Annotated in this window: 16 protein-coding genes and 1 pseudogene; 11 read left to right on the top strand and 6 right to left on the bottom strand. The window is 67.2% G+C overall.

Translation table 11 applies throughout. The features are described 5' to 3' along the window. Positions 1–34: 34 nt before the first annotated feature. The 3 genes from AC07VS_RS23225 to AC07VS_RS23215 all read right to left on the bottom strand — a co-directional run bounded on the left by AC07VS_RS23225 (position 35) and on the right by AC07VS_RS23215 (position 1799). Positions 35–352 (bottom strand): hypothetical protein, encoded by a 318-nt coding sequence (locus AC07VS_RS23225; protein ID WP_492347036.1) that lies wholly within the window; start codon positions 350–352, stop codon positions 35–37. Positions 353–405: 53 nt separating this feature from the next. Next, positions 406–756: a hypothetical protein gene (locus AC07VS_RS23220; RefSeq protein WP_492347037.1), complete on the bottom strand. Its 351-nt coding sequence runs from the start codon at positions 754–756 to the stop codon at positions 406–408. 86 nt (positions 757–842) lie between these two features. Then, on the bottom strand, positions 843–1799 hold the full coding sequence (locus AC07VS_RS23215; RefSeq protein WP_494752135.1) for a LysR family transcriptional regulator: 957 nt from the start codon (positions 1797–1799) through the stop codon (positions 843–845). 86 nt (positions 1800–1885) lie between these two features. Between AC07VS_RS23215 and AC07VS_RS23210 the strand changes: the two genes are divergently transcribed. From AC07VS_RS23210 to AC07VS_RS23195, 4 genes are all read left to right on the top strand, one after another. Further along, positions 1886–2911: a sodium-dependent bicarbonate transport family permease gene (locus tag AC07VS_RS23210; protein WP_494752134.1), complete on the top strand. Its 1026-nt coding sequence runs from the start codon at positions 1886–1888 to the stop codon at positions 2909–2911. Between the two features lie 108 nt (positions 2912–3019). After that, a complete protein-coding gene (ppk2, locus tag AC07VS_RS23205; protein WP_494656529.1) occupies positions 3020–3931 on the top strand; it encodes a polyphosphate kinase 2 in 912 nt (303 codons plus the stop codon). Positions 3932–3981: 50 nt separating this feature from the next. Next, a complete protein-coding gene (locus AC07VS_RS23200; RefSeq protein ID WP_492347067.1) occupies positions 3982–4989 on the top strand; it encodes a transporter in 1008 nt (335 codons plus the stop codon). 97 nt (positions 4990–5086) lie between these two features. After that, the gene (locus AC07VS_RS23195; RefSeq protein ID WP_494752133.1) at positions 5087–6784 is read left to right on the top strand and encodes an acid phosphatase; all 1698 of its coding nucleotides are present in this window, start codon (positions 5087–5089) and stop codon (positions 6782–6784) included. Between the two features lie 70 nt (positions 6785–6854). Here AC07VS_RS23195 and AC07VS_RS23190 read toward each other — a convergent pair whose 3' ends face one another. Further along, positions 6855–7832 carry a Bug family tripartite tricarboxylate transporter substrate binding protein gene (locus AC07VS_RS23190; protein WP_492347041.1) on the bottom strand — a complete coding sequence of 326 codons (978 nt, stop codon included), beginning with the start codon at positions 7830–7832 and terminating at the stop codon, positions 6855–6857. A gap of 182 nt (positions 7833–8014) precedes the next feature. Here AC07VS_RS23190 and AC07VS_RS23185 point away from each other — a divergent pair, with 182 nt between their 5' ends. Further along, positions 8015–9055, top strand: a complete 1041-nt coding sequence (locus AC07VS_RS23185; protein ID WP_494752132.1) for an ABC transporter substrate-binding protein — start codon at positions 8015–8017, stop codon at positions 9053–9055. A gap of 2 nt (positions 9056–9057) precedes the next feature. On the opposite strand, the gene AC07VS_RS23180 is transcribed toward AC07VS_RS23185, so the two are convergent. Next, on the bottom strand, positions 9058–10500 hold the full coding sequence (locus tag AC07VS_RS23180; RefSeq protein WP_494752131.1) for a sensor histidine kinase: 1443 nt from the start codon (positions 10498–10500) through the stop codon (positions 9058–9060). Positions 10501–10508: 8 nt separating this feature from the next. Beyond that, entirely contained in the window at positions 10509–11192 is a 684-nt protein-coding gene (locus AC07VS_RS23175; RefSeq protein ID WP_494752130.1) for a response regulator, read from the bottom strand. A 155-nt stretch (positions 11193–11347) separates the two neighbouring features. On the opposite strand from AC07VS_RS23175, the gene AC07VS_RS23170 reads away from it, so the two are divergent. The 6 genes and pseudogenes from AC07VS_RS23170 to AC07VS_RS23145 all read left to right on the top strand — a co-directional run bounded on the left by AC07VS_RS23170 (position 11348) and on the right by AC07VS_RS23145 (position 17101). Next, positions 11348–12091, top strand: a complete 744-nt coding sequence (locus tag AC07VS_RS23170) for a 16S rRNA pseudouridine(516) synthase (protein WP_492347045.1) — start codon at positions 11348–11350, stop codon at positions 12089–12091. A 374-nt stretch (positions 12092–12465) separates the two neighbouring features. Continuing rightward, positions 12466–13521: pseudogene (locus tag AC07VS_RS23165) on the top strand (YncE family protein); the annotation flags it as partial. Then, positions 13487–14326: a polysaccharide deacetylase family protein gene (locus AC07VS_RS23160; RefSeq protein ID WP_494752129.1), complete on the top strand. Its 840-nt coding sequence runs from the start codon at positions 13487–13489 to the stop codon at positions 14324–14326. The pseudogene AC07VS_RS23165 and the gene AC07VS_RS23160, both read left to right, overlap by 35 nt. A 17-nt stretch (positions 14327–14343) precedes the next feature. After that, the gene (locus AC07VS_RS23155; RefSeq protein WP_494752128.1) at positions 14344–15321 is read left to right on the top strand and encodes a sterol desaturase family protein; all 978 of its coding nucleotides are present in this window, start codon (positions 14344–14346) and stop codon (positions 15319–15321) included. 54 nt (positions 15322–15375) lie between these two features. Then, positions 15376–16284, top strand: coding sequence for an EI24 domain-containing protein (locus tag AC07VS_RS23150; protein WP_494752127.1), 909 nt, complete (start codon positions 15376–15378; stop codon positions 16282–16284). Continuing rightward, positions 16223–17101 carry a competence/damage-inducible protein A gene (locus AC07VS_RS23145; protein WP_492347049.1) on the top strand — a complete coding sequence of 293 codons (879 nt, stop codon included), beginning with the start codon at positions 16223–16225 and terminating at the stop codon, positions 17099–17101. Before AC07VS_RS23150 ends, AC07VS_RS23145 begins: the two co-directional genes overlap by 62 nt. Positions 17102–17247: the final 146 nt, after the last annotated feature.

Below are 17247 nucleotides of genomic sequence, written 5' to 3'. Positions count from 1 at the left end.
CGGTCACCTCACGCGGTCACTTCACGCGGGCGTTTCAAGCCGCGGGGATCTTCAGCAGGTCTTCGTCGGTTTCGTCGCCGCTCTTGATCCAGTACAGCACGCAGCGGTGCAGCGCCTCGCCTTGCAGCCACGACGGCAGGGGGTTCCAGTCGCCGTTCGGGTCGTGTTTGGCGGGGTCCCAGGGGGCATCCTGATAGCCGTCGTTGAGGGCGTAGTGCACCAGTGCGTGGCTGGCTTTTTCTGTGATCAGGCGGTGCAGGCCGTCGTAGGCGGCGCCCACCTCACTCACCGGGTCGTACAGCAAGGTATTGGGCATCTTGAGCATGTCATCGATTGACAGTGGCTGGCTCATGGTCGGGCTCCGGTCAGTTGGGGGGATGCGGTTGGGCGCGGGCCGGCCGGGGCTCAGCCCAGTTCGTAGATCTGGGCCAGCTTCTGGGCCAGGTCTTGCACACGCGCGGCCACCGGGCCTTCGCCCTCCAGGCCATCACGTTCGAGCCGGCAGTGCTCGATCATCTGCAGCTTCAGGTAGGCGTCGCCCATCACGGCTTCGCTGCGCCCGCCCGGAAAGCTCAGGTTCAGCAGGCCGTGGCCTTCGCGCTGGGGGTCGTCCAGCGGGGTCACGACCACGCCGCTCAGCACATGGATGGCCATTTCGCGTTCTTGGGCCGGCTTGAACTGCAGCAATTGCTTGAGCGCGTAAACCATGCGCTGGCTGCGGGTGTCGGTCGGATCGGGAATGTGTTTCAAGGTCATCAGAGGTACGAGCGGTTAAAGGTGTTAATTGAACGGCTATCGGTCTCAAATTACCAGTCTTGCGTGACACTTGCCAGCCCGAACCGTCAAGAAGGCGACGAAATCTCGCCTGCGGCCACAGCGCCTGGTGCGCCAGCGGCTTGCGCTGCGCGCTGCGCCGCGGCCTGGGCGCCCAGGTAGCTGTGAAAGGCGGCCGCCAGCGGCGACAGGCGCTTGCCCTTCAGGTAGACCATGTACCAGTGCGCGTGCATCGGGAACCCGTTCACGTCCAGCACGGTCAGGGCCTCGTCCACCCGGTGTTCGCCCAGGGCGTGTTCCGACACCAGGGCCAGGCCCAGCCCGCCGGCCACGGCCTGCATGATGGCCTCGTTGCTGCCCAGCTCCAGCCGCACCTGGGGCTGAAAGCCCAGCCGGCTCAGGTGGGCGTCGCCGGCCAGGCGGGTGCCCGAGCCGGGCTCGCGCAAGATGAAGCGCTCGTGGGCCAGTTCGTTCAGTTCGATCCGTTTCACGCCAGCCAGCCGGTGCGAGGCCGGGGCAATCACCACCAGGGGGTTGGGCATGAACACCTGCTGTTCGATGTCCAGGTCGGTGGGCGGCATCGACATGATGCACAGGTCGTCCAGGTTGTCGCGCAGGCGCTGCAGCACGCCGTCCCGGTTCAGCACCTGCAGGGCGATGTCGATGTCGGGGTGGCGCTGGCAGAAGGCGCCCAGCATGCGCGGCACAAAGTACTTGGCGGTGCTCACCACCGACACGCGCAGGCGCCCGCGCTGCAGGCCTTTCATGGCGTCGATGCGCTGGGTCAGGCCGCTCCACTCATCCACCATGTTGCGCGCGCTGCGCGCCAGCTCTTCGCCGGCCTGGGTCAGAAACAGGCGTTTGCCCACCTGTTCGTACAAGGGCAGGCCCAGCGATTCGCTCAGCTCCTTGAGCTGCATCGACACCGTGGGCTGGGTCACATGGCAGGCCCGGGCGGCGGCGCTGATGCTGCCCTGCTCGGCCAGGGCCAAGAACAATTGAAGCTGCCGAAAGCTGACATGCATAGGGTTTTATCGATGGTTAATGGCCTTAAAACTGATTTTACTTAATGGGTTGGCTTTTCTAACATCGCTGCATTGAGGAGTCATTCATGCAAAACCTGTTGGATCCAGCCATTCTGTTTTTTGTCTTCGGGGTGATGGCCGGCCTGGTGCGCTCCAATCTGGAGATCCCGGCGGCGGTGTCGCGTTTTCTGTCGCTTTACCTGCTGATGGCCTTGGGCCTGAAGGGCGGCTTCGCGCTGGCCCACTCGGGCTTCAGTGGCGAGGTGCTGGCCAGCCTGCTCAGTGCCGTGCTGCTGGCCCTGGCCGTGCCGGCGCTCGGCTACCTGGTGTTGCGCCGCATCCTGAAGCCCTTTGATGCCCTGGCCGTGGCCAGCACCTATGGTTCGGTCAGCGCGGTGACCTTCATCACCGCCGTGGCCTACCTGGAGCGCAATGGCCTGCCCTATGGCGGCCACATGGCCGCCGCCATGGCCTTGATGGAGTCGCCGGCCATCGTGTTGGCCGTGCTGATGGCCAACCACCTGCGCCAAGGCCGCACCGCCGCCACGGTGCAGCTCAATGGGGGCGGCACTGCCAGCCTCAGCGCGGGGGGCTGGGGCGGCCAGGGTGGGGCACCGGGCCATCGCATCGGCCACCTGCTGCACGAGTCTTTCACCGATGGCGCCCAGTTGCTGTTGCTGGGGGCCATGGTGGTGGGCCTGGTGTCGGGCGATGCCGGCAAGTCCGCCATGCAACCTTTCTCGGGCGATCTGTTCAAGGGCATGCTGGCCTTCTTCATGCTCGACATGGGCTTGAACGCGGCGCGCCAACTGCCCCAGTTGCGCGGGCAATCGCCCTGGGTGCTGTTGTATGCCGTGCTGGGGCCGTTCACCCACGCCTTTCTGGGCCTGGGCCTGGCCTGGCTGGCCGGTTTGCCGGCGGGCGATGCCGGCCTGTTGATGGTGTTGGCGGGCAGCGCTTCGTACATCGCTGTGCCGGCCGTGCTGCGCTATGCCGTGCCCGAAGCCAATCAGGCGCTGTATTTCGGGTTGTCGCTGGGCCTGACCTTTCCGCTCAACGTGCTGCTGGGGGTGCCGTTCTACATGCAGGTGGCGCACGCGGTAATGGGCTGAGGGGGGCTGACGGGGGCTGACGGGGGCTGAGCTGTGCCAGCTTTGTCATGAAGCGGACACACAGGGTGGGTACGTTATCGGGGCTTTGCTTCATAAGGTCCCGCTTTGATCTCTGACGACGAACTCATCCGCCGCATCCATCAGGAAGCCCACGACAGCTACGACGAAGAGCTTGAACTCGAACTCGAAGACCGCGACATCGACCAGTACACCGGCGGCGCTGAGTCGGTGCAGACCAGCGAGTACCGCGAGTTGCGCCGGCTGTACTTTCGCGAGCTGTTCCGCCTGCAGGCCGAACTGGTCAAGCTGCAGGACTGGGTGGTGGCCAGCGGCCACAAGGTGGTGATCGTGTTCGAGGGGCGCGACGCCGCCGGCAAGGGCGGCGTGATCAAGCGCATCACCCAGCGCCTGAACCCGCGCGTGTGCCGAGTGGCGGCCCTGCCGGCCCCCAACGACCGCGAGCGCACCCAGTGGTACTTTCAGCGCTACACGGCCCACCTGCCGGCCGCGGGCGAGATGGTGCTGTTTGACCGCAGCTGGTACAACCGCGCCGGGGTGGAGCGCGTGATGGGCTTCTGCAATGACGACCAGTACGAAGAGTTCTTCCGCTCGGCGCCCGAGTTCGAACGCATGCTGGTGCGCTCGGGCATTCAGCTGATCAAGTACTGGTTCTCGATCTCGGACGACGAGCAGCGCCTGCGCTTTCTGGGCCGCATCCACGACCCGCTCAAGCAATGGAAGCTCAGCCCCATGGACCTGGAGTCGCGCCGCCGCTGGGAGGACTACACCAAGGCCAAAGAGACCATGCTGGAGCGCACCCACATCCCCGAAGCGCCCTGGTGGATCGTGCAGGCCGACGACAAAAAGAAGGCCCGCCTCAATTGCATCAGCCACCTGCTGAGCCAGATGCCCTACGAAGAGGTGCAGCACCCCACCATCGAGCTGCCCCAGCGCCAGCGCCACGAAGACTACCTGCGCAACCCCGTGCCTGCCGACATGATCGTGCCCCAGGTGTACTGAGCCATGGCATGGGCAGCACGGGCCAGGGCCTGCCGCCGGTGGGGCGCCCCATGAAGCCGCCCCACAGCGCCTCGCGCAACGGCCTGATCTGCGGCTACCGCTTTGAGGCTGGTGCCCGTGGGCAAGAGCTGGGTTTGGACGAGGCCCTGGAATGGCTGGCCGCGCCCGGCCCGCGTGCCCCGGGCGAATTTGTCTGGCTGCATTTCAAGCTCAGCGATGCGGCGGCCGAGACCTGGATCCGCAAGCACCTGCCGGTGGTGCCCGAATTCTTTGAGGCCCTGCACGAGGGCTCGCGCTCCACCCGCATCGAAGACGCCGACGACACCCTGGTGGCGGTGGTCAACGATGTGGCCTACGAGTTTTCTTTCGACCCCTCCGACATCGAGACCCTGTGGGTGCACGTGGGCCCGCACCTGGCCGTGACCGCGCGCCTGCACCCGTTGCGCACCATCGACGTGTTGCGCCAGTCGGTGCGTGATGGCCATGTGTTCGGCTCGTCGGTGGCCTTCTTGAACCGCCTCATGCACGACCAGGGCGATGTGCTGCTGCGCATCGTGCGCCAGGCCACCCTGCAGGTGGACCATGTGGAAGACCAGTTGCTGCTGGGTCGCCTGCAACGCAAGCGGGCCGAGCTGGGCCAGCTGCGTCGCGTGCTGGTGCGACTGCAGCGGCTGCTGGCGCCCGAGCCAGGGGCCTTGTTTCGCCTGCTGCGCCGCCCACCGCCCTGGATCACGCCCGAAGACCTGGAGGAACTGCGCCAGGCCACCGAAGAGTTCTCGCTGGTGATCCGCGACGCGGCCGAGCTGCAAGAGCGCATCCGCCTGCTGCAGGAAGAGATCGAGGCCCAGGTGGGCGAGCAGACCAACCGCAGCGTGTTCACCCTGACCATGGTCACCGTGCTGGCCCTGCCCATCAACCTGGTGGCCGGCTTGCTGGGCATGAATGTGGGCGGCATTCCGTTGGCCGACCATCCCCATGGCTTTGCGGTGATCGTGGGCATCGTGATCACCTTCACGGTGCTGGCCGGGGCCTGGGCCATCCGGCGCCGCGACGACTGATCTCGAGCCCGGGTGCCGGGTGGCAGCCCCTGGCGCTTGCGTCAAAATGGCGGCCGGCCCGCCGTCCGGTGGTGGGCATTGCCACCAGGGGACCTTCATGAGCCAAGCATCCGATCAGCCGCAGGGCCGCGCCACCCGCCTGTCTGAGCCCGATTCAGATTCACCCAGCAGCCCCTCGCGGCGGCGCCTGTTGCAGGCCGGGGCGGGTGCCGCCGCCGCCGGCGGCCTGGCCGCCAGCCAGGCGCAGGCGGCTGGTCAGCCCGCTGCCGCTCCACGGCCGCCAGCGCGCTCGTTGCAGCAGCAGTTGCAGCGCCACATCCAGCACGTGGTGGTCATCTACCTGGAAAACCGCAGCTTCAACAACCTGTTTGCCGACTTCCCGGGCACGCTGGAGCCCTTGTCCAGCCTGCCCGCCGAGCGGGTGCTGCAGCGTGACCGCAATGGCCAGCCCCTGCCCAGCCTGCCCAAGGTGTGGGGCGGCATGGTGCCGCGCAGCCAGAGCCTGGGCGGCAAGACCTACATGATCGACGAGAGCAAGATCAGCGGGCTGCCCAATGCGCCCTACGTGCTCAAGGATGCCGAAGGGCAGCCCCTGCCCGAGTCGGTGATCACCCGCGATCTGTGCCACCTGTTCTATCAGAACCAGATGCAGATCCATGGCGGCAAGAACGACGAGTTCGTGGCCTGGTCCGATGCGGGCGGGCTGGTGATGGGGTACTACGGTGCCTCACGCCAGCAACTGGGCTTGTGGAAGCTGGCCCAGCAGTACACCTTGTGCGATCGCTTTTTCATGGCGGCCTTTGGGGGCTCGTACCTGAACCACCAGTTTTTGGTGTCGGGGCGCACGCCCGAGTACTTCAATGCCGCCAACACTGCGGCACGCAGCCGCATCGCCGTGACCGAGGGCGGCCCCACCGGCGCCCGCCTGGCCCTGGCGCCCGACAGCCCGGCCTCGGCCCTGGACGGCAAGCCCAAGTACGTGAACGACGGCGCCATCACCCCCGACGGCTATGCCGTCAACACCATGGCGCCGCCGTTCCAGCCCAGTTACATCAAGCCGGCCCCGGGCGGCGACCCGGCCCTGGCCGACCCCGACGACGCGCGCACCCTGCCGCCCCAGACCTACGACACCATCGGCGACCTGCTGTCGCGCAAGGGCGTGAGCTGGGCCTGGTACGGCGGCGCTTGGCAAGCCGCCGTGGACCACAAGGGCGGGGGCGAGCGGCCCAACTTCCAGTACCACCACCAGCCCCTCAATTACTTCAAGCAGTTCGGCCCGGGCACGGCCGAGCGCGTGCTGCACCTGCGCGATGGCGGCACCGGTGACAGCCCCATCTCCAACCACTTTCTGGCCGATGTGGTGGCCGGCCGCTTGCCTGCGGTCACCTTCTACAAGCCGCAGGGCAATCTGAACCTGCATGCCGGGTATTCGGACGTGGAGTCGGGCGACCAGCACGTGGCCAATGTGATCGAGCACCTGAAAAAGAGCCCGCATTGGCCCCACATGCTGGTGGTGGTGACCTTTGACGAAAACGGCGGCTGGTGGGACCCGGTGGCCCCGCCGCCCGGCGACCGCTGGGGCCCGGGCTCGCGCGTGCCGGCCCTGCTGGTGTCGCCGCATGTCAAAAAGGGCCATGTGGACCACACCTTCTACGACACCACCTCGATCCTGCGCTTCATCACCCGGCTGCACGGGCTGCCGCTGCTGGAGGGCCTGGCGGCCCGCGATGCGGCCTTCCGCGCCCGGGGCGAGCGCCCGCCGGGGGACCTGAGCGCGGCCTTCAGCTTTGCCTGAAACGACACGGCCCGCCAAGGCGGGCCGTTGTGAGGCGGGGGATCCAGCGTGCTGGATCAGGCTCTGTCGATCATTCGGGTTCGATCTTCGCGTCGCGCACCACCTTGGCCCAGCGCGGGGCCTCGGCCTTGATCAGGGCGGCAAAGGCTTCTGGCGTGCCACCGCCCACTTCGTTGCCCTGGCTGGTGATCTTCTGGCGCAGGTCGGCGTCTTGCAGGGCCTTGTTGCCCACGGCATTGAGCTGCTTGACCAGATCGGCCGGCATGCCCTTGGGGCCCACCAGGCCTTGCCAGTTGAGCACTTCGACGGCCGCAAAGCCTTGCTCGGTCATGGTCGGCAGATCGGGCAGCAGGGTGGAGCGGGTCTTGCTGGTGATGCCCAGGGCGCGCATCTTGCCGGCCTTGATCGAGGGCATGGCGGCGTACATCTGCTCGAACATGAAGTCGACCTGACCGCCCATGAGGTCGGTGGCCGCGGCCGAGCCGCTCTTGTAGGGCGCGTGGATCATGTCCACCCCCACGGCGTGCTCGAACAGCGAGCCGCTCAGGTGGTGCGAGCCCCCGATGCCGCCCGAGGCGTAGATGATCTTGCCCGGGTTGGCCTTGGCGGCCGCCACCAGGTCTTTCAGGGTTTTGTAGGGCGAATCGTTGCGCACCATCAGGATCAGCGGGCCCTTCTCGATCAGCAGGATGGGCGTGATGTCGTTGAAGGGGTCGAAGTTGAGCTTCTTGAACAGCGCGTGGTTCACCGACAGCGGGGCCAGGTTGCCCATGCCCAGGGTGTAGCCATCGGGCTTGCCGCGGGCAATCGCCTCGGTGCCGATGTTGCCGCCGGCGCCGGCCTTGTTGTCGATGATGATGGGCTGGCCCAGCAGGCTGCTCATGACCTTGGCGACCTGGCGCGAGCGGATGTCGGCGTTGCCGCCGGCGGCGTAGGGGCAGATCCAGGTGATGGCTTTGCTGGGGTATTTGTCGTCGGCCAAGGCCAGATGGCTCAGGCCGGGCAGGCTGGCGGCGCCAGCGAGTTGGAGCAGGGTGCGGCGTTTCATGCTTGTCTTCCTTTGTCTGTCTCGTTGTTCGAGCCCCTGACAGGGTCGGGGCACTTGGATGGCGTGACTCTAGCGTGCGCAGGCTTTCAGTCTGCTTTCAGTGCGGTCAGGGTTTGCACCAGATGCCCGACAATCCATGCTTTTACCGGGGCCCGAAGAGCCCCGTCAAGGAGGCCTGCCCGATGAAGCTGTTGCGTTGCTGGCTGTGCCTGCTGCTCGGATGCGCCTGGCTGGCGCCCGCATCGACACCGGCATGGGCTGCCGAGCGATCAGGCGAGCGGGTGGCGCTGATCGTGGCCGGGCTGGAGAAACAGATCTACCTGCCGGTGCGGCTGGCAGCCCACCTGGGCTATTTCCGCGAGCAGGGGCTGGAGGTGGATCTGCTGACCGAGCCCTCGGGCGCCAATGCCGAAGACGTGCTGTTGGTGGGCGGCGCACAAGGGGTGGTCGGGGCGTACCACCACACGCTGGACCTGCAATCGCGTGGCAAGGCCGTGCAGTCGGTGGTTCTGTTCACGCTGGCCCCAGGTGAGGTGGAACTGGTGGCCACCCGCCTGGCCGGGGTGATCAACAGCCCAGCCGACTGGAAAGGCCGGCGCCTGGGGGTGACCGGCCTGAGCTCGGCCACGCATCTGCTCACCCACGCCCTGGCCCAGCGCCATGGGCTGAAGCCCCAGGACTACACCGTGTTGCCCGTGGGCAGCGGGGCCGCATTTGCGGCGGCCCTGCGGCAGGGCCGCATCGATGCCGGCATGAGCACCGAGCCCGTGGCCAGCAGCCTGATCCAGAGTGGCGACGCCCGCCTGCTGGTCGACCTGCGCAGCCCCGAGGCGGCCCAGAAGGCGCTGGGCCAGAGCTACCCGTTTGCCTCGCTGTACATGCAGACGGCCTGGGTGAACAGCCACCCCGGTGAGGTGCAGCGCCTGGTCACGGCGCTGGTGCGGGCGCTGCGCTTCATCCAGCAGCGCCCCCCGGCCGAGGTGGCGGCGGCACTGGGCCTGGCGGGTGACGATGCCGCGATCTACATCAAGGCCTTGAGCGAAAGCCGGGCCATGTTCTCGGCCGATGGGCTGATGCCCGAGGGCGGGCCGCAGCAGGTGCTGCGCCTGGCCGCGCAGGTCAACCGCGCCCAACGCGAACGGCGGCTGGACCTGGGGCGCACCTTCACCAACACCTTTGTTCAGCAGGCCAACACCAGCCTGGGGCCGCTGGCTTTGCCCTGAACTCAGCCTGTGGGCCCGGCTGTCTTGACGGTGCGGCCGGCAAACGCCACCGTGACGCGCAGGCCCTGCCCCTGCGGGCCATCGCCCAATTGCACACGGGCGCCGTGGGCCTGGGCGATTTCGCGCACGATGGCCAGCCCCAGGCCGCAGCCGTCCGAGTGCTGGTTGTCCAATCTGAAGAAGCGTTCGAACACCTGTTCGCGCTGCCCGGGCGGAATGCCCGGGCCGTTGTCCTCGACCTCCAGCAGCACCTGCTCTGCCGTGCGGCGCAGGCGCAGGGTGACGGCGCCGCCGGGTGGGGTGTAGCGCAGGGCGTTGTCGATCAGGTTGGCGCACAGCTCGTGCAGCAGGCGGGCCGAGCCTGTGACCTGAAAGCGCTCACCCACCGGCCCCACATCGCCCTCGGCCTCGAAGCCCAGGTCAATGTCGCGTTGTGCGGCCAGCAAGGCCAGTTGCTCCAGCACCTCACGGGCGGTCTGGCCCAGGTCGACCGGGCCCTGTTCGTCGGTGCGGCCCCGGCCGGCCTCGGCCACCGAGAAGGTGAGCAACTGTTGCACCAGGCGCATGCCGTGCTGCAGGGTGGTCTGGGCGGCTTGCAGGGCCTCCTGGCGTGCTGCTTCGTCGCCTTGCCTCAGGGCAAACACCAGTTGGGTGTTCAGTACGGTCAAGGGGGTGCGCAGCTGGTGGGCGGCATCCGCAATGAAGCGGCTGTGGGCCGACATGTGGTGGTCCAGCCGGGTGGCGTAGTCGTTCATGGCGTCGGCCAGCGGTGCCAGCTCGGTGGGCAGGTGGCGCGAGGGCAGGGGTTCCAGCGCGCCGGGCTGGCGCGCCAGCACCTGATCCCGCAGGCCGGTGACGGGCCGCAAGCCCCGGCGCAGCCCCAGCCCCAGCAACAAGGCCACCCCGGTCAACAGGCCCAACTGGCGCCACAGCGCTGTGCGCCAGATTTCGCCGGCCAAGGCATCGCGCCCGACCAGGGTCTGGGCCACCTCGATCAGCAGCGTGGTCTGGGCAGGCGCACTGAGCACCGGCTGACTGAAGGCCACGGCATGCACGGCCTGCTGGTTTTGCCAGGCATCGAAGTACACGGCCTCATCGGGGGCAGGGGGGTGTGGGGGCGGCGGCAGTTCGGGGTAGCCCAGCAGCAGTTCGCCGCCGGCGCGTGTGATGCGGTAATACACCCGGTCGGCGTGGGGCGAGGCAAACAGCTCCAGTGCGGCGGGTGGCAGCACCACGCTGGGCTGGCCGTCCTGGATCTCGATCTGCTGCCCGATCATGCGGGCGGCGCCCAGCAGCATGCGTTGCTGCACCAGGGTGGCGGTGTGGCGTGCATCGCGGTAGGTGATCCACAGGTCCAGCGCGGCCAGCAGGGCCAGGGGCAGCAGCAGCCAGCCCATCAACTGGCGCAGCAGGCTGGAGCGGCGGGGCAGATCGGTGGCGGGCATGGGCAGCCTCAAGGGGCCTGGGACTTCAGCAGGTAGCCCAGACCCCGCAGGGTGATGATGGCCACATCGCTGCCCTGCAGCTTTTTGCGCACCCGGTGCACATAGATTTCCACCGCGTCGGGCGAGACGTTGTCGTCCAGGGTGAACAGGGCCTCGCTCAGGGCCTGTTTGCTCACGGTCTGCCCTTGTTTGAGCAACAGCGCCTCCAGCAGGGCGTGCTCTCGCGGGGTGAGCGGCAGCGGCGCGGCGGCCGTGCCCTCGCCCAGGCTGAACAGGCGCGTGTTGCTGTCGTAGCCCAGTGCGCCGCAGCGCAGCACGGGGTTTTTGTGGTTGGCGTGGCGGCGCAGCAGCACGCGGATGCGGGCCTCCAGCTCGGCCACCTCGAAAGGCTTGCCCATGTAGTCGTCGGCACCGCTGTCCAGCCCGGCCACGCGCCCGGCCAGGGTGTCGCGGGCACTCAGGATCAGCACCGGCACGTTGTTGTCGCGGGCGCGCAGCCGGCGCAGCACCTCGTCGCCCGCGAGGCCGGGCAGCTCCAGGTCCAGGATCACCAGGTCGTAGCGCTCGCTGAGCAGGCGGGCGTGGGCGTCGGCGCCGTCGTAGGCACATTCGATCACGTAGCGGTCTTTTTGCAGGGTGCGGGCCAGCCACTCTGACAGGGTGCGGTTGTCTTCGACCAGCAGGATGCGCATGGGCAGAGGCGTGAGGGGTGGGTGGGGTGGGGCGGGTCAGTGCAAGCCGCCGGGCGTGGGCGGCACGGCTTCCGGGCGCCATCCTAACGCCAGCGGGCGGCCGACTGGCCCGGCGCTGCATCGGGGCCCCCGCGACTTCTGGAACAATCGGGCCCATGCAACTGCAGGATATTCTTTTTTCACAAGGCTTCGGCACGCGCCGCGTCTGCGCGGGCCTGGTTCAACAGGGCCTGGTCGAGGTCTTCGAGTCGGCGTCTTCCGACACCGCGGTGACGGTCACCGAATCGGCCCGCGACTTCGTGCCCGAGGGCCTGCGCTTCAATGTCCAGGGCGTGCCCTGGGCCTACCACGAGAAGGCCTACGTGATGCTGCACAAGCCGGCGGGGACCGAGTGCTCGCAAAAGCCCTCGGCCTGGCCCAGCATCTACACCCTGCTGCCCGCGGCCCTGCGCCAGCGCCCCAGCAAGAGCGCCGTGCAGGGTGTGCAGGCCGTGGGCCGGCTGGACCAGGACACCACGGGCCTGTTGCTGCTGAGCGACGACGGCCAGTTCATCCACCGCATGAGCTCGCCCAAAAAGCATGTGCCCAAGGTGTACGAGGTGGTGACCAAGCACCCGATCGATGACAGCCAGGTGCAGCGCCTGCTGGCCGGCGTGGTGTTGGACGACGACCCCAAGCCCGTGCGTGCCGCCGCCTGCGAGGCCCCCAGCCCGTTGCACCTTCGCCTGACCCTGCTGGAGGGCAAGTACCACCAGGTCAAGCGCATGGTGGCTGCCGTGGGCAACCGGGTGGAAGGCCTGCACCGCTCGCGCATCGGCGGCCTGGCGCTGCCCGAAGACCTGGCACCGGGCCAATGGCGCTTTCTGAGCCCGGCCGACCTTGAACTGCTCAAGGCCTGAGCGAATCGCTTACCTGTGTGTGTCGATGTAACAGGCCTCAGCCGAGCCCCGGCTACACTGGCGGCCTGATCTGAAAGTGGATGTTTGTGAAGTCGTTTGCCCGCCGCCGTGTCTCCAGCTTTTCGCATGCCAGTGGGCATGCCTTGATTGCCGCTTCGTTGCTTTTGGGGGCCGCCACGGCACCCGCCTGGGCCCAGGCGCCAGCCGGTACCGCCGGCGAGGCGTCCAACCCTGTCGCTGCCAGCCCTGAGGCGACCAAGCCGCCGGTGACTGAAAGCGTCAAGCCCAAGGCCAAGCCGGCAGCCAAGCCCAGTGCCACCCACGGCAGCAAGCCTGCCGCCAAGGCACAGGCCGACGCAAAAGCCGACCCCAAGCGACCCGCCAAGGCGGAGGCGGCGGTTGCCGCCGCGGCCACCGCAGGCGCTGCCACTGCTGCAACGGCGGCATCCGGCACCCCGGCGAGCACGGCCGCACCAGTTGCCGGTGCTGCTGCGGCAGCGGCCTCCAGCAACGGTGGCCTGACCCACCCGATCTTTGTGCTGAACTCGCTGGACGCCACCATCAGCGTGATCGACCCGCAGACCTGGACCGAAACCAAGCGCATCCCCACCGGCAAAGAGCCCCATCACCTGTACCTGACGCCCGACGAGAAGTCGCTGATCGTGGCCAATGCGCTGGGTGATTCGCTGACCTTTCTGGACCCCCGCACGGCCGAGGTGCAGCGCACGGTGCGCGGCATCATCGACCCCTATCAGCTGCGCTTCTCGCCCGACATGAAGTGGATGGTGACGGCCGGCAACCGCCTGAACCACGTCGACATCTACCGCTGGGACGGCAAGGACGTGACGCTGTCCAAGCGCATCTCCACCGGCAAGACCCCCAGCCACCTTTGGATCGACAGCACCAGCAGCATCGTCTACTCGACCATGCAAGACAGTGACGAACTGGTGGCCATCGACCTGAACACCCAGACCTTGAAATGGCGCGTCAAGACCGGCTCGTTGCCGGCCGATGTGTATGGCAGCCCCGACGACAAGACCTTGTTCATCGGCCTGACCGGTGGCGAGGGGGTGGAGGTGTACGACGTCAGCGGGGGCAAGGAAGCCCGCCTGGTCAAGACCATCCCCACCGGCAAGGGGGCCCACGCCTTCCGTGGCGCGGGTGACCGCCGCCACATCTACGTGAGCAACCGGGTGGCCAACACCCTGAGCAAGATCGACATGCAGACCCAGTCCGTGGTGGCCCAGCTGCCGGGCCCCACCGGGCCGGACTGCATGGACGTGTCGGCCGATGGCCGGCTGATCCTGCTCAGTTCGCGCTGGGGTCGCAAGATGACGGTGATCGACACCGAAACCCGCAAGGTGCTGCGCCAGGTCAGCGTGGGCAAGTCTCCGCATGGGGTCTGGACCCTTGATCACGCGCCGCGCTGACCCGGCCCGCCGGTGGTCTGGCCTGGCGGCCGGGCTGCTGTTGGCGCTGGCCTTCGGCGCCGCCCAGGCGGCGGGCACCTGCGCCAAGCCGCTTTACCTGACCTTTGACACCGGCCACATGGGCGTGGCGCCCCTGATTGCCGAGGTGCTCAAGCGTCAGCAGGTGCGGGTGACCTTTTTTGCCGCCAACGAGCCCACCCAGCAGGGCGACGGCACGCTGGGCGAATACTGGGCCTCTTGGTGGCGCGAGCGTGCGGCCGAGGGCCACACCTTTGCCAGTCACACCTACGACCACGTCTACTGGCGCGCCGATCTGCCGGCGCCGCCGGGGCAGTGGCGCTTCCGGGTCAAGCCCTCGGCCGGCCCCGATGCCGGGCGGGAGGCCGTGATCGATGGGCCGGCCTATTGCGCACAGCTGGACCGATCTTCGCAGCGCCTGCAGACCCTGACCGGACAGGCGCCTTTGCCCTTGTTCCGTGCGCCGGGTGGCAAGACCTCGCCCCAGTTGCTGGCGGCGGCCCGCCAGTGTGGCTATGCCCACGTGGATTGGGCGCCCGCGGGCTTTCTGGGCGACGAGCTGCCCAGCGATCGCTTCAGCAACGCCCAGTTGCTGGAGCGTGCCCTGAAGAACCTGCGCGCGGGTGACATCCTGATGGCCCACCTGGGCATCTGGTCGCGCCGCGACCCCTGGGCGCCCGCGGTGCTGGAGCCGCTGATCCAGGGCCTGAAGGCCAAGGGTTTTTGTTTTGAAACCTTGCGCGAGCACCCGGCCTATCGGGATTGGCTGGCCCGCAACGGGCGTTGAGACCCGTTCAAATGATGATGGACAGTTTGATTGATTGGTTTGGCCAGGCGCAGACCGGCCTGTTCGAGGCGGTGGTGCAGCCTTTGATGTTCCACGCCGGCCTGGGCAACTTTCTGGAAGACGGCTTCAATGGCACCGGCTGGTTGCTGGTGGGGCTGATCCAGCTGTTGGTGATGGTGGCGGTGTTCGGTCCCTTGCAGCGGCTGTGGCCGGCCGAACCGTTGCGTGACCGCGCCGCCGTGCGCACCGACATCCTCTACACCTTGTTGCACCGCCTGGGCCTGGTACGGGTGGCGTTGTTCTTCCTGGTCGACCCGCTGTTTGATGAGCTGTTCGGCCATTTGCGGGTGGCAGGCTGGCAGACCTTTCACCTGGACGAACTGTGGCCCGGCATCACCGACCTGCCCTGGGTGAGCCTGGCCCTGTACCTGGTGGTGTTTGATTTTGTCGGTTACTGGGTGCACCGTGCCCAGCACCAGTCGGAGCTGTGGTGGCGCCTGCACTCGCTGCACCATTCCCAGCGCCAGATGACGATGTGGACAGACAACCGCAACCACCTGCTGGACGACCTGCTGGGCGATTGCATTCTGGTGGTGGTGTCCCAATTGATCGGCATTGCGCCAGGGCAATTTGTGGCCGTGGTGGCCATCACCCAGCTCAGCGAGAATTTTCAGCATGCCAACCTGCGCTGCTGGTTTGGCCGTTGGGGCGAGCGGCTGTGGGTGAGTCCGCGCTTTCACCGCATGCACCACGCCATCGGCATCGGGCACGAGTTCAGGGGCCGCATGGGCCGGCCCGTGCTGGGGGGCTGCAATTTCGGGGTGCTGCTGCCCTGGTGGGACATGCTGTTCGGCACCGCCAATTTTGAGTTGCGCTTCGAGCCGACCGGGGTGCGTGATCAGGTGGAGCCCGGGCCGCAGGGGCTGCGTGATTACGGCCAGGGCTTTCTGGCCCAGCAGTGGCTGGGCTTGAAAAGGCTGTTCGGCCGCGCCTGATGCCCGGGGGCCGGTGGCTGTCCGCCGGGCCTGCGGTGGCGTTATGCTGCCGGCATGACGCTTTTGCTTGATTCTTTCTGGCGCTCGGTGGTGTATTGCCTGCACCCCCGGGTGATTGCCCTGTCGTTTCTGCCCCTGCTGCTGCTGGTGGGCATGGCCCTGGGGCTGGGGTATTTTTATTGGGAACCGGCGGTGGACGGCGTGCGGCAGATGCTGGAGTCGTCCGATCTGCTGAACTCGTTCTGGGCCTGGCTGCAGGGCGCCGGGGTGGGGCAGCTCAAGACCGTGGTGGCGCCGCTGATCGTGATCGCCGTGGTCACACCCGTGCTGGTGGTGGTGTCGCTGCTGGTGGTGGCGGTGTTGATGGCGCCGTCGCTGGTGTCGATGGTGGGTGAACGGCGTTTTTCCGGGCTGCAGCGCCTGCGCGGTGGCTCCACGCTGGGCAGCCTGGCCTGGTCGCTGGGCTCGGTGCTGCTGGCGTTGGTGGCCTTGGTGGCCTCCATTCCCCTGTGGCTGGTGCCGCCGCTGATTTTGATCCTGCCCCCGCTGATCTGGGGTTGGCTGACCTACCGGGTGATGGCCTACGATGCCCTGGCCGTGCATGCCAGCAAGGCCGAGCGGCAGCTGCTGTTCAAGCGGCACCGCCTGTCTTTGCTGGCCATCGGGGTGATGACGGGTTATCTGGGCGCCGCGCCCAGTCTGGTGTGGGCCTCGGGGGCCTTGTTTGCCGCCGCGTTTGTGATCCTGGTGCCGGTGGCGATCTGGATCTACACCTTGGTCTTTGCATTTTCTTCGCTGTGGTTTGCCCACTATTGCCTGGCGGCGCTGGAAAGGCTGCGGGCCGAGTCGGTTTCTGCCGCCACCACCGTGGTTTCCGAGCCGGTGCCGGTAGGATGGCAGGATGAGCGCAACACCCACCTCCCCAACACCCCAGGCGGCCTCGAGCCTCCGCCCCATCCCTGAAGCCCCTCGAAATTTCGGGCTGATCATCGTCGGTGACGAGATCATGTCGGGCAAGCGTGCTGACAAGCACATGCCCAAGGTCATCGAAGTGTTGGGCGCCCGCGGGCTGCAGCTGTCGTGGGCCGACTATGTGGGTGATTCGCCCGAGCGCATCGAGGCCACGCTGGCGCGGGCTTTTGCCTCAGGGGATGCGGTTTTCTCGTGTGGCGGCATCGGGGCCACCCCCGACGACCACACCCGCCAGTGCGCCGCACGCGCCCTGGGCGAGCCCCTGCAACTGCACCCGCGTGCTGCCGAACTGATCCGTGAGCGCATGCAGGATGTGGCTCGCGAGAATGGCCTGGCTTATGAGCCCGAGCGCGACGACAACGTGCACCGCCTCAACATGGGGGTGTTTCCGGCCTCGGCGCAGATCATTCCAAACCCCTACAACAAAATCCCGGGCTTCAGCTGCGTGGGGCAGGGGGGCGGAGCGGTGCACTTTGTGCCGGGCTTCCCGGTGATGGCCTGGCCGATGGTCGAGTGGGTGCTGGACACGCATTACGCCCATCTGTTCAACCGGGTGGCCCATGTGGAGAAGTCGGTCATTGTGTTTGGCTCGATGGAGGCCATGCTGACGCCGCTGATGGAGGCCATCGAGCGCGAGCATGCCGGCGTCAAGGTGTTCAGCCTGCCCAGCGTGGATCACCCGCAGTATGGCCGGCACATTGAACTGGGGGTGAAGGGTGACCCCACCCTGGTGCTGGCGGCCTACCCGGCCTTGCTGGCCGGCCTGCATCGCTTCGATCTCAAGCTGGGCCCCGAATTGGTGCGTTGATGAATTGCACCAATTTGATGCGCAGCCTGATGCATCGAATTGGTGCACTGATGCTGGCGGCGAAAAATCCCCGCCCGAGTGCATTTCAGAGCCGGCAAACTGGCTGCAACGCCGCTCAGGCAGGGCAAAATACGGTAGTCGGCGTC

It is taken from the genome of Curvibacter sp. GW821-FHT01G03, assembly GCF_059422285.1.
This window is presented reverse-complemented; position numbering and strand designations above follow the sequence as displayed.

Excerpts from the sequence above, each read along its gene's own strand:
- AC07VS_RS23225 (WP_492347036.1), bottom strand. The coding sequence starts at position 352 with ATGAGCCAGCCACTGTCAATCGATGACATGCTCAAGATGCCCAATACC.
- AC07VS_RS23220 (WP_492347037.1), bottom strand. The coding sequence starts at position 756 with ATGACCTTGAAACACATTCCCGATCCGACCGACACCCGCAGCCAGCGC.
- AC07VS_RS23215 (WP_494752135.1), bottom strand. The coding sequence starts at position 1,799 with ATGCATGTCAGCTTTCGGCAGCTTCAATTGTTCTTGGCCCTGGCCGAG.
- AC07VS_RS23210 (WP_494752134.1), top strand. The coding sequence starts at position 1,886 with ATGCAAAACCTGTTGGATCCAGCCATTCTGTTTTTTGTCTTCGGGGTG.
- AC07VS_RS23200 (WP_492347067.1), top strand. The coding sequence starts at position 3,982 with ATGAAGCCGCCCCACAGCGCCTCGCGCAACGGCCTGATCTGCGGCTAC.
- AC07VS_RS23195 (WP_494752133.1), top strand. The coding sequence starts at position 5,087 with ATGAGCCAAGCATCCGATCAGCCGCAGGGCCGCGCCACCCGCCTGTCT.
- AC07VS_RS23190 (WP_492347041.1), bottom strand. The coding sequence starts at position 7,832 with ATGAAACGCCGCACCCTGCTCCAACTCGCTGGCGCCGCCAGCCTGCCC.
- AC07VS_RS23185 (WP_494752132.1), top strand. The coding sequence starts at position 8,015 with ATGAAGCTGTTGCGTTGCTGGCTGTGCCTGCTGCTCGGATGCGCCTGG.
- AC07VS_RS23180 (WP_494752131.1), bottom strand. The coding sequence starts at position 10,500 with ATGCCCGCCACCGATCTGCCCCGCCGCTCCAGCCTGCTGCGCCAGTTG.
- AC07VS_RS23175 (WP_494752130.1), bottom strand. The coding sequence starts at position 11,192 with ATGCGCATCCTGCTGGTCGAAGACAACCGCACCCTGTCAGAGTGGCTG.
- AC07VS_RS23170 (WP_492347045.1), top strand. The coding sequence starts at position 11,348 with ATGCAACTGCAGGATATTCTTTTTTCACAAGGCTTCGGCACGCGCCGC.
- AC07VS_RS23160 (WP_494752129.1), top strand. The coding sequence starts at position 13,487 with ATGGGGTCTGGACCCTTGATCACGCGCCGCGCTGACCCGGCCCGCCGG.
- AC07VS_RS23155 (WP_494752128.1), top strand. The coding sequence starts at position 14,344 with ATGGACAGTTTGATTGATTGGTTTGGCCAGGCGCAGACCGGCCTGTTC.
- AC07VS_RS23150 (WP_494752127.1), top strand. The coding sequence starts at position 15,376 with ATGACGCTTTTGCTTGATTCTTTCTGGCGCTCGGTGGTGTATTGCCTG.
- AC07VS_RS23145 (WP_492347049.1), top strand. The coding sequence starts at position 16,223 with ATGAGCGCAACACCCACCTCCCCAACACCCCAGGCGGCCTCGAGCCTC.